The organism is Roseobacter sinensis, from assembly GCF_025755255.1.
Taxonomy (GTDB): domain Bacteria; phylum Pseudomonadota; class Alphaproteobacteria; order Rhodobacterales; family Rhodobacteraceae; genus Roseobacter; species Roseobacter sinensis.
On the sequence record NZ_JALIEB010000010.1, the window covers coordinates 171,904 to 181,942 of the forward strand.

General features: G+C 65.7%; 12 protein-coding genes. 10 read left to right on the forward strand and 2 right to left on the reverse strand.

The features are described 5' to 3' along the window. Positions 1-15: 15 nt before the first annotated feature. The 4 genes from MUB52_RS15615 to MUB52_RS15630 all read left to right on the forward strand — a co-directional run bounded on the left by MUB52_RS15615 (position 16) and on the right by MUB52_RS15630 (position 2,001). Positions 16-1,275 carry an imelysin family protein gene (locus MUB52_RS15615; RefSeq protein ID WP_263845168.1) on the forward strand — a complete coding sequence of 420 codons (1,260 nt, stop codon included), beginning with the start codon at positions 16-18 and terminating at the stop codon, positions 1,273-1,275. Positions 1,276-1,342: 67 nt separating this feature from the next. After that, positions 1,343-1,600 carry a DUF1289 domain-containing protein gene (locus tag MUB52_RS15620; RefSeq protein WP_263845169.1) on the forward strand — a complete coding sequence of 86 codons (258 nt, stop codon included), beginning with the start codon at positions 1,343-1,345 and terminating at the stop codon, positions 1,598-1,600. Continuing rightward, on the forward strand, positions 1,597-1,770 hold the full coding sequence (locus MUB52_RS15625) for a hypothetical protein (RefSeq protein ID WP_263845170.1): 174 nt from the start codon (positions 1,597-1,599) through the stop codon (positions 1,768-1,770). Before MUB52_RS15620 ends, MUB52_RS15625 begins: the two co-directional genes overlap by 4 nt. Before the next feature lie 15 nt (positions 1,771-1,785). Then, the gene (locus tag MUB52_RS15630) at positions 1,786-2,001 is read left to right on the forward strand and encodes a hypothetical protein (RefSeq protein WP_263845171.1); all 216 of its coding nucleotides are present in this window, start codon (positions 1,786-1,788) and stop codon (positions 1,999-2,001) included. Between the two features lie 49 nt (positions 2,002-2,050). Here MUB52_RS15630 and MUB52_RS15635 read toward each other — a convergent pair whose 3' ends face one another. Both MUB52_RS15635 and MUB52_RS15640 read right to left on the reverse strand, forming a co-directional pair. Then, positions 2,051-2,521: a Dps family protein gene (locus MUB52_RS15635; RefSeq protein WP_263845172.1), complete on the reverse strand. Its 471-nt coding sequence runs from the start codon at positions 2,519-2,521 to the stop codon at positions 2,051-2,053. Between the two features lie 107 nt (positions 2,522-2,628). Continuing rightward, a complete protein-coding gene (locus MUB52_RS15640; RefSeq protein ID WP_263845173.1) occupies positions 2,629-3,066 on the reverse strand; it encodes a hypothetical protein in 438 nt (145 codons plus the stop codon). A gap of 191 nt (positions 3,067-3,257) precedes the next feature. Here MUB52_RS15640 and MUB52_RS15645 point away from each other — a divergent pair, with 191 nt between their 5' ends. The 6 genes from MUB52_RS15645 to MUB52_RS15670 all read left to right on the forward strand — a co-directional run. Further along, entirely contained in the window at positions 3,258-4,697 is a 1,440-nt protein-coding gene (locus tag MUB52_RS15645) for a di-heme oxidoreductase family protein (protein WP_263845184.1), read from the forward strand. A gap of 1 nt (position 4,698) precedes the next feature. Beyond that, positions 4,699-5,673, forward strand: coding sequence for an imelysin family protein (locus MUB52_RS15650; protein WP_263845174.1), 975 nt, complete (start codon positions 4,699-4,701; stop codon positions 5,671-5,673). Then, entirely contained in the window at positions 5,673-6,737 is a 1,065-nt protein-coding gene (locus MUB52_RS15655; protein ID WP_263845175.1) for a DUF1513 domain-containing protein, read from the forward strand. The genes MUB52_RS15650 and MUB52_RS15655 overlap by 1 nt, the downstream gene beginning before the upstream one ends. An 18-nt stretch (positions 6,738-6,755) precedes the next feature. Next, positions 6,756-8,369 (forward strand): alkaline phosphatase family protein, encoded by a 1,614-nt coding sequence (locus tag MUB52_RS15660; RefSeq protein WP_263845176.1) that lies wholly within the window; start codon positions 6,756-6,758, stop codon positions 8,367-8,369. 202 nt (positions 8,370-8,571) lie between these two features. Then, a complete protein-coding gene (locus MUB52_RS15665; RefSeq protein ID WP_263845177.1) occupies positions 8,572-9,558 on the forward strand; it encodes a sugar phosphate isomerase/epimerase family protein in 987 nt (328 codons plus the stop codon). Beyond that, positions 9,555-10,039 (forward strand): PfkB family carbohydrate kinase (locus tag MUB52_RS15670; RefSeq protein WP_263845178.1); only part of this gene is annotated, 485 nt, incomplete at its 3' end. The genes MUB52_RS15665 and MUB52_RS15670, both read left to right, overlap by 4 nt.

Here is a 10,039-nt window from a genome sequence, read left to right on the forward strand (position 1 = left end):
GAGGGACAGCACCCCATGACGACAAAACTTGCAGCGGCCTTGGGCACAACGATGCTGATCGCGGCCCCGGCGCTGGCGGACAAAGCAGCCGTTCTCGATACCTATGCCGATATCGCGGCGGCGAAATACACCGACAGCCTGCTGACGGCACAGACGCTGCAAGGGGCGGTGAACGCGCTCATCGCGGCGCCGTCGGCAAAGGCGCTGCAAGCGGCTAAAGAGGCGTGGATCGCCGCCCGCGTGCCCTATCAGCAAACCGAGGTCTACCGCTTCGGCAACGCCATCGTCGATGATTGGGAGGGCAAGGTGAACGCCTGGCCGCTGGACGAGGGGCTGATCGACTATGTGGATGCCACCTACGGCGGGGCCACGGACGAGAATGAATACGCGGTGTTGAACGTGATCGCGACCCCGTCCTTCACGCTCTCAGGCGAGACGGTGGATGCGTCAGAGATCACGCCCGCGCTGCTCGAAGAGGTGCTGCACGAGGCCGATGAGGTCGAAAGCAACGTGGCCACCGGCTATCACGCCATCGAATTTCTTCTCTGGGGGCAGGACCTGAACGGTCATGGCCCCGGTGCAGGCACCCGTCCCTGGACGGATTACGCGCAAGGCGAAGCCTGCACGGGCGGGAACTGCGACCGCCGCGGCGCGTACCTCAAGGCGGCGACCGATCTTCTGGTCTCCGATCTGGAGTGGATGGCGGCGCAATGGCAGGAGGGCGGTGCAGCCCGCTCCCAACTCATCGCAGACGAAAACGCAGGCATCGCTGCGATCCTGACCGGTATGGGCTCGCTCAGCTATGGCGAGCAGGCGGGCGAGCGGATGAAGCTCGGCGTGCTGCTGAACGATCCCGAGGAAGAGCACGATTGCTTCTCGGACAACACCCACAACAGCCATTTCTATGATGTCGTGGGCATCCGCAACGTCTACCTCGGCAGTTACACCGGCATCGACGGCACTGTCACCTCGGGACCCTCGCTTTCGGCGCTGGTGGCTGCGGCGGATGCGGGTGTCGATGCCGAGCTGACCGCGAAGCTCAATGCCACAGTGCTCGAGATGGCGGAGATGAAGGCCGCCGCCGAGGCCGGCTTTGCCTATGACATGATGCTCGAGCGTGGCAACGAAAAGGGCGAGGCGCTGATCATGGGCGCGGTCGAGGCGCTGATCGATCAGACCCGCTCGATTGAGCGCGCGGTCGATGCGCTCGGTGTGGCGCAGATCGCCTTCGAGGGCTCTGACAGCCTTGACGATCCGGAGGCGGTCTTCCAGTAACGAAAAACGCATCCTACATGGACGGTGGGGCGGGGCACCGCTTCGCCCGATCCCAGCGAGAGGTCGCATGAGCAAAACACCCAGCCCCTGTATTGACGTCTGCAAGTTCAAGCGCCAAGGCCATTGCATCGGTTGCTCGATGACCAAGGCGCAGAAGTCGATGTTCAAGACGCTCAAGAAAGAGAGCCATCGGCAGGCCTTTGTCCAGATGCTGGTGGCGCAGCAGAAGAGTCTGGGCCGTTACAAGCATTGGGTGCCCCAGTACTTGCGCAAGTGCTTGAAGAAGAAAGCCAAACCGGTTGCCGCCGTGCGTGACGCGGCATGAGGCTGCTCACCGCGACGGCTTTGCTGATGCTGGCGACGCCAGCGTTGGCGGAGTACCGGCTGGAGATCGCCGCGACCGGAAAGCGCGATTACTACTGCACGATCACCGTTGCGCTCACCAATGAGAGCGACGCCCCGCTGACCGAGATCAACGCCTTCTTCCTGAACTAAATTGACGGCGCGCAGGTGGGCCGTTCGAAGGGTGCGTCCTTCTTCAACGTCGCGCCTGGCGCCTCGGCCACCGCTACGTTCGAAACGCCGAACGCGCCGTGCGACGCGGTCGAACGTTACGATATGGTGATCGGCGCCTGCCGAATCGATGCGTCTTTTGCGGACAAGAGCCTCTGCGCCGAACGCATGGTGCTTGCGCCACCGTTCGGAAATGCCAGGCCGCTGGACTGAGAGCGAACAAGCCGCCCCGGAAGGCGGCTCGTCTGGACAGGAGTACCGCTCAGCGCAGGTGCGCCCTCAGGAACCATGCGAATTTTTCGTGTTCCTGACCGCGCGCGATGCAGAGATCCTCCGTCAGCGTGTCGCCGTGCTCGGCCGCCAGCTCACCGCAGCCCGCCAGTGTCTTGGCGAGGGTCTCCTGCGCCTCCAGCATCATCTTCAGCATGTCTTTGTCGGAGGCGTGCCCGTCATGCTCGCTCACCTTCGAGCGTTTGATCATGCCTGCCAACGTGCCCTCGGCGTGGCCCTCCAGCGCCTTGATCCGCTCGGCCAGATCGTCCTGCGCAACGAAGTGGTCTTCATAGATCTTCTGGAACAGGTCATGCAGCGGCCCAAACGCCATGCCGGTGACGTTCCAGTGAAAGTTCTGTGCCAGCATCGTCGTGACGGCGGTTTCGGCCACCGATTGGTTCAGTGCTTCGACGATCTGCGATTGTGCGTCCGTGGACAGCGCGATGGCAGTCTGTGTCATTCTACGGTCTCCCAATTGAATCATCGGCTGGCTGGCATGCGGGCTGGCTGGCGATAGCTCTTATTTAACGCAGCCCGGCGAAAGTCCAATAGCAAATTAGAACAATTCTAAATCCGACCGAAACGCTCGGACACCGACAGGATCAGAAAGCCAAGGTTGCGCCGCGCCGCATGGGGCACGCGCGAGCGGATCAGGAAGAGAAAGCTGCTCCGATCGTCGGCCTGTGCCGCGATGATCGTACGCAACAGCCAGGCCTCGTCGAACGAGACTTCGGCCACACCGGGGCGCAGCAAAACCGGTGCCGCGCCAAGCGCTTGCGCCAAGCTCTTCATGAGCGCCTCCGCATAGGCGGTGCGCGCCACATTGGGCGTTTGGGACAGAACGGCGCAGGCTTCGAAGAGGTCCGTACGTCGCGCCGTGCGGCACCTCAAGGCAACGCAGCGCAGCTCGTTCAGGATCGCGGCTGCCGCTGCGCCAAAGGCGCTCAGGGTTGATGGGTCGTGCCGAGGCGATCGGGCGAGGGGGAGAGGCTTGGCTGCGATCATCTGTCTTATCACTTTTTCCGATCTGCGGCGCATGGAGACTCGACGCGCCGAATTCCCGAGTATATTTATCGGAATTAACCCGCCGCTGCAATCGGAGACACGGGCGAGTGACCAAACGTTACAGTTTTTTGGCGTCAGTGCTGGCCGCAAGCCTTGCAACGGACGCAGCGGCAGAGCTTGCGGATCTGCACATGCCGGTGATCCCGCGCACGCAGGACGAGGTCGCGCGCATCGCAAAGATCACGGCGCCCACCACGGATTTCTCGCAGGCCGAGCGGTTCGAGGCGAACCCCGGCGGGGCGGCCACGGGGCGGGCGATGACAACGGCCGATGCGTTCAGCCAGCCCTCCGCCAATATGAGCTTCGAGCGCGAGCTTGAATTCAAGGTGGGCAACGGGCTCTTCAAGAAGCTGTGGGTGTCCTCGCCGTCTTCGACGCTGGCCTCTGACGGGCTGGGGCCGCTTTACAACGCGCGCTCCTGTCAGCGCTGTCACCTGAAGGACGGGCGCGGCCACCCCCCAGAGAGCCCAGCGGACGCGGCGGTTTCCATGATCGTGCGCCTCTCGGTTCTCGCGGGCGAAGACGCACGTACCAAAGAGATTGCGGAGTACATCGCAACAGCGCCGGAGCCCACCTACGGCGGTCAGATCCAGGACTTCGGCATCGCCGGCCACCCGGCGGAGGCCCGTCTTGCCATCACCTACGAGGAACGCGAGGTCGAGCTGGCAGGCGGCGAGGTTGTGTCGCTGCGCAAGCCGGCGCTGGCGCTGGAAAACCTCGGCTACGGCCCGCTGCACCCGGAGGTGATGACGAGCCTGCGCGTCGCGCCGCAGATGATCGGCCTCGGCTTGCTCGATGCGATCCCGGCGGCGGATATTCTCGCGAATGCCGACCCTGAGGATGCGGATGGCGATGGCATTTCGGGCCGCGCGAACATCGTGTGGTCCGAGGTCCATGACCGGCCGATGCTGGGCCGGTTCGGGGTGAAGGCGGGCGCGCCGAGCGTCTGGGAGCAGTCCGCCGGCGCTTTCCACGGCGACATCGGCATATCCACGCCCTTGCACCCCACTGGCTTCGGGGATTGCACCGTCGCACAGCCCGCCTGCCGCGCGGCACCCAATGGCAATACGCCCGATCACGATGATGCCGAGATCGGGCGGCTCGGTCTGGAACTGGTGAGCTTCTATTCCTCGAACCTCGCGGTGCCTGCGCGGCGCGACTACGAGGACCCGCAGGTCTTGCGGGGCAAGCAGATGTTCTACGAGACCGGCTGCACGTCATGCCACAGACCGAAATTCGTCACGCACCGGCTTGACGGCCAGCCCGAGCAGAGCTTCCAGTTGATCTGGCCCTATACGGATCTGCTCTTGCACGACATGGGAGAGGGGTTGGCCGACAACCGCCCCGAGGCACGGGCGACGGGCCGCGAATGGCGGACGCCGCCGCTCTGGGGGATCGGGCTGACGCAACAGGTCTCGGGCCACAGCTATTTCCTGCATGACGGGCGGGCGCGCTCGCTGATGGAGGCGATCCTCTGGCACGGCGGCGAGGCGCAGGCCGCGCGGGATCGCGTGGTCGAGATGCCGAAACCCGATCGTGACGCGCTGATCCGCTTCCTCGAGAGCCTTTGACATGAGGCGGCTTCTCTGCGCAGCCCTGCTCGCCCTGCCGCTCCCCTCGATGGCCGGGGTGGGCGCCGTTGTGAGCGATCACATTCTGCCCGCCCATGCAGGTTTCGCGGCAGCAACGGAGGAACTCGTGACGGCCAGCGCTGCCTGCCAGCGACCTCAGATGCAGGCCGGCTACCACGCGGCCTTCGACGCCTGGATGGGCGTCAGCCACATCCAGTTCGGGCCCATCGAGGCAGAGGGGCTGTCGCTTGCCATTGCGTTCTGGCCCGATCCGAAGAATCAGACCGAAAAGGCGCTCGGGCGGCTCATCGCGGCCGAAGACCCAGCGGTGAATGATCCGGCCGAGTTCGCCGAAGTGTCAGTGGCCGCCCAGGGGCTGATGGCGCTTGAAAGCCTGCTCTACGGCGCGCGCGATGAAACGCCCTACACCTGCGCGTTGGCACAGGCTATTGCCCGGCACCTGGCGCAGAGTGCGGCGCGCCTTGAGGCGGCCTGGCGGGAGAGGCACGCGGCCTTGCTGATGCACCCCGGCCCCGAGAACGACATCTACACGTCGCAGACCGAGGTGCAGCGGGTGCTCTATACGGCGCTCTCGACCGGGCTGGAGTTCCTGCACGATCAGCGGCTGGGGCGACCATTGGGCACCTACGAGCGTCCGCGGCCCACGCGCGCCGAGGCGCGCCGGTCCGCACGCAGCCTGCGCAACATCACGCTCAACCTGCAGGCCTTGCAGGCGTTTGCAACAGCCTTGGCGGGGCAGCAGGACATGCCGAAGTCCCGTGCCGCCTTCGCCGAAGCGATCGCACGGGCCGAAAGCCTCGATGATCCCGCCTTGCACGGTGTCGCCGACCCTGCGGCGCGTCTTCGCGCGGAGGTGTTGCAGCAGGGCGTCGCCGCGGTTCAGCGCGCGGTCGCTGAAGAGATTGGCGCCGGTTTGGGGGTACGCGCCGGCTTCAATGCGCTGGACGGCGACTGATGCCGAACCGGCGCAGCTTTCTCGCGGGGCTTCTGGCCAGTGGCATGACCGCAGAGCTCAGCTGGGCGGATGCGGGCGGGCCCAGCCACCTGGCGGCGGCGATGCGGCCCGATGGCAGATATGTTCTGGCCGGGCTGCGGCCCGGCGGCGAACTGGCTTTCACCCAGCCCTTGCCGGGCCGGGGCCACGCTGCGGTGGCCCATCCCACCAGACCCGAGGCGGTCGCCTTTGCCCGACGACCGGGGACATATGCGCTTGTGCTCGACTGCGTCTCGGGCCGCGTGCTGCAGGAGCTGTCCGCGCCGGCGGGGCACCACTTCTACGGCCATGGCACGTTTTCGCAGGACGGAACCCGGCTGCTTACCACCGAGAACCACGTCGCCAGCGGGCAGGGGCGGATCGGCATCTGGGCGCGGGATGACGGTTATGCACGCGTGGGCGCCATGCCGTCGGGCGGCATCGGTCCGCATGAGATGCTGCGCCTGCCGGCGCGGTCGCTGTTGGCGGTCGCCAACGGGGGCATCCTCACCCGACCGGAAACCGGGCGCGAAAAGCTGAACCTGGCAACCATGCGTCCCAACCTGACGCTGATGCGGGACGACGGCGAGATCATCGATCAGGTGGCGCTGCCAGAGGCGTTGCATCTTAGCTCACTGCGTCACATCGCAGGGTTTACCGATGGGCGCGTGGCTTGCGGCTTTCAGTGGGAGGGCGACCCCTTCGATAGCCCCGCCTTGGTGGGGCTCTACAAGGATGGCGCTCTGCGTCTGCTCGACAGCCCTCCCGAAGCCACCCGGCGCCTCGCGGCCTATGTGGGCTCGGTCGCGGCGCTGCCGGATGGTCGGATCGCAGCCACCTCGCCGCGCGGAGGGGTTGTGCAGATCTTCGACCCGACCCTTGGCTTTCTGAGCCAGAGCCCGCAAGCTGACATCTGCGGGGTGGCGGCCAGTGGGGGTGCGGGCCTCGCCACCGATGGGCTGGGAGGGGTGCATCATGTGGGAAAACGGCTTACGCGGATCGGCCAGCATGATCTGGCCTTCGACAACCATCTCGTGGCGATCTGACCCGAGAAGGCGCGCGCCGTGACCGCGAGGAACATCCTCTTCATCATGTGCGATCAGCTGCGCTTCGACTATCTCGGCTGTACCGGCCATCCGCATCTGAAGACCCCGCATATCGACGCGCTCGCCGCCCGTGGCGTGCGCTTCGACAACGCCTATGTGCAATCGCCGATTTGCGGACCCAGCCGGATGAGCACCTATACCGGGCGATACGTGCGCAGCCACGGCGCGACCTGGAACCAGACGCCGCTGCGGGTGGGGGAGATGACGCTGGCGGATCATCTGGAGCCGCTGGGCCTGCGGACAGCGCTTTGCGGCAAGACCCACATGGCGCCGGACATCGACGGCATGAGACGCCTGGGGATCGATCCCGGCTCCGGGATTGGCGCGCGGATCGCTGAATGTGGTTTTGAGGTCTGGGACCGGCTTGATGGCGTGCACCCGAGTGGCGGCACACCGCCGTCGCATTACAACGATCACCTCGCGGGTTTGGGTTATGGCGGGCCAAACCCCTGGGAGCAATGGGCCAATTCGGCGCAAGGGGACGATGACGAGATCCTCTCGGGTTGGCTCATGCAGCATGCGGACAGGCCTGCGCGGGTGGCTGAGGCGGAGAGCGAAACGCCCTACACGACGAGCCGCGCCATGGCCTTCATCGAAGACGCGGGCGATCAGCCCTGGTGCCTGCACCTCAGCTATATCAAGCCCCACTGGCCCTACATTGTGCCCGCGCCCTATCATGAGATGTACGGGCCGGAGCACGTGCTGCCGGCCGTTCGCGCGGATGTGGAGCGCGAGGATCCGCACCCGGTGCTGGCCGCCTATTTCGAGCATCGCTTCTCCCGGGTCTTTGCACGCGACGAGGTGCGCGCGCGGGTCATTCCCGCCTACATGGGCCTGATCGCGCAGCTCGACGACCAGATCGGGCGCATGATGGCCTGGCTCGACGAGACGGGGCGCAGCACGGAGACGCTGATTGTCTTCACGTCCGATCACGGTGACTATCTGGGCGACCACTGGCTGGGCGAAAAGGAGCTGTTTCACGAGCCCTCCGTCAAGGTGCCGCTGATCGTCGTGGACCCGACGCCGGAGGCTGACGCGACGCGGGGGCAGGTGCTGCCGCATCTGGTTGAAGCCATCGATCTCGCGCCCAGCTTCGTCGATTGGGCGGGAGGCGATCCGCGGCCGCATATCCTCGAAGGACACTCCCTGCTGCCGCTGATCCATGGCGCAGATCCGCCCTGGCGTGGCGCGGTGATCAGCGAGTACGACTATTCCGCACGCCGGGCGCAACAGCTGCTTGGCCAGCCGATCCCCGATTGCCGGCTGGTGATGGTCTACGACGGGCGGTGGAAATACATCCATTGCGAGGGGTTCCGTCCGATGCTGTTTGATCTCGAGACGGATCCGGACGAGGTCTGCGATTTGGGCGCGGACCCGGTTCATGGCGATCAGCGTGCGCGGCTGGCCGGGCTGATGCACCGCTGGGCGCTGCGCCATCACAATCGGACGACCATCAGCGATGCGGAGATCCTGGCCGGGCAAGGCCAGGAGGTGGCACAGGGCGTCTTCATCGGCTTCTGGGATGCGTCGGATGTGGCCGAGGCGGTGGAAACGGGAACAAGCGGGAACTGAGTGGTGGCCATTCGCGGCGCGCGTGGATCTGGCCGATATCCGACGCCCGAAGACTGGTCGCGCCGCTTGGGGATCTGGGGTGGCCCGCGTCTGGATGCGGGGGTGACCCCCGCATCCAGACGCGGGCCTGGCGCTGCTCGACCCGTGTGCTCTCGAAAAACCGGTTTGCCAGTTGCGGGGTCTTGCCGCTAGGCTTTCGGTCATGAGTGCTCCGACCCGTCCTCGCTATGCCGCCCGTCTCAATGCCTTCAAGATCGGTGCAGCAGAGTATTGGCCAGGAAATAACACAATCACGACAGCGGATCTGCTCCGGCGCGCAGCCACAGCCGGGCTGACGGCGGCAGATCTCAATTACCCCGATCACTTCCTGCAAGACACTCCCGCCGACCTCAGCCAGGTGTTGGCCGACCATGGCATGGCGCTGAACGGTCTGGCCATGCGCTACTACACGGATCCGGGTTACAAGCTCGGGGCGTTCACGCACCCCGATGCCGCGACCCGTCGCGCCGCGATCGACGAGACCAAGCGCGGCCTCGATGCGCTGGCCGAGATGGGCGGGCGCCTCATGACGCTCTGGATGGGGCAGGACGGCTTCGACTACTCCTTTCAGATGGACTATGCCGCGGCCTGGGACCGGAGCTTGGAGGCTATGGCGGAGGTCGCGGACCACAACACCGCGATCGATATCGCGTTGGAGTACAAGCCCAATGAACCCCGGGCCTTCGCACTCATGCCCGACGCCGCCACGACGCTGCTCGCGCTGAAGGAGCTAGGCCGCGCCAACACCGGCGTGACGCTGGACTTTGCCCATATGCTTTATGCCGACGAGATGCCCGCCTTCGCCGCGCATCTCGTGGCCCGACACGCCCGCATCCTCGGCGTGCATCTCAATGACGGCTACGGCAAATGGGACAACGGGCTGATGGTGGCGGCCGTGCACCCCGTTCAGACCGTCGAGCTTCTGGTCGAACTGGAGCGCGCCGGTTATGAGGGGGTCATCTACTTCGACACGTTCCCGGATCATTCCGGGCTCGACCCGGTCGCGGAGGCCCGCACCAACATCGAGGTGGCCGAGCGCCTGCGCGCCGTGGCGGCGCGGCTGGTCGGCGATGCCGACTTGCAGGCAGCCATTGCGATGCAGGATGCGCCGACCGCGATGCGCATTGTGCATCAGGCGTTGGCCAGGTGAGTCTGCTGGTTGTCGGTGCGCTGCACCTCGATGTGGTGCTGCGTGCGCCCCATGTGCCGGCCTTGGATGAAACCGTGGCTGGCTCGGCTGTGGATTACGTCTTTGGTGGCAAGGCTGGCAATCAGGCGGTCGCTGCAGCGCGGCTCGGGGCAGAGGTCGCCTTCGCCGGGCGGGTGGGTGCAGATGCCTTTGGGCACAAGCTGCGCCATACGCTGGCGCATGCTGGCGTCGATATCACTCAGCTGCAGGACGATCCAGGCCCGTCTGGCATGAGCGCGGCGATCGTCGATGCGCAGGGAGACTACGCCGCGGTGATCGTGTCCGCGGCCAATCTCAACATCGATGCGGGCGCGATCCGTATTCCCGACGGCACAGAGCTCGTGCTCTTGCAAAACGAAATCCCCGAGGCCGTGAACCTGACGGTGGTGCGGAGCGCCGGGGCAGCGGGCGCGCGGGTCTGGCTGAACGCCGGACCCGCGCG

Bases quoted from the DNA above. Each gene is read 5' to 3' on its own strand.
- MUB52_RS15615 (WP_263845168.1), top strand. From the start codon at position 16: ATGACGACAAAACTTGCAGCGGCCTTGGGCACAACGATGCTGATCGCG.
- MUB52_RS15620 (WP_263845169.1), top strand. From the start codon at position 1,343: ATGAGCAAAACACCCAGCCCCTGTATTGACGTCTGCAAGTTCAAGCGC.
- MUB52_RS15625 (WP_263845170.1), top strand. From the start codon at position 1,597: ATGAGGCTGCTCACCGCGACGGCTTTGCTGATGCTGGCGACGCCAGCG.
- MUB52_RS15635 (WP_263845172.1), bottom strand. From the start codon at position 2,521: ATGACACAGACTGCCATCGCGCTGTCCACGGACGCACAATCGCAGATC.
- MUB52_RS15640 (WP_263845173.1), bottom strand. From the start codon at position 3,066: ATGATCGCAGCCAAGCCTCTCCCCCTCGCCCGATCGCCTCGGCACGAC.
- MUB52_RS15645 (WP_263845184.1), top strand. From the start codon at position 3,258: ATGCCGGTGATCCCGCGCACGCAGGACGAGGTCGCGCGCATCGCAAAG.
- MUB52_RS15650 (WP_263845174.1), top strand. From the start codon at position 4,699: ATGAGGCGGCTTCTCTGCGCAGCCCTGCTCGCCCTGCCGCTCCCCTCG.
- MUB52_RS15655 (WP_263845175.1), top strand. From the start codon at position 5,673: ATGCCGAACCGGCGCAGCTTTCTCGCGGGGCTTCTGGCCAGTGGCATG.
- MUB52_RS15665 (WP_263845177.1), top strand. From the start codon at position 8,572: ATGAGTGCTCCGACCCGTCCTCGCTATGCCGCCCGTCTCAATGCCTTC.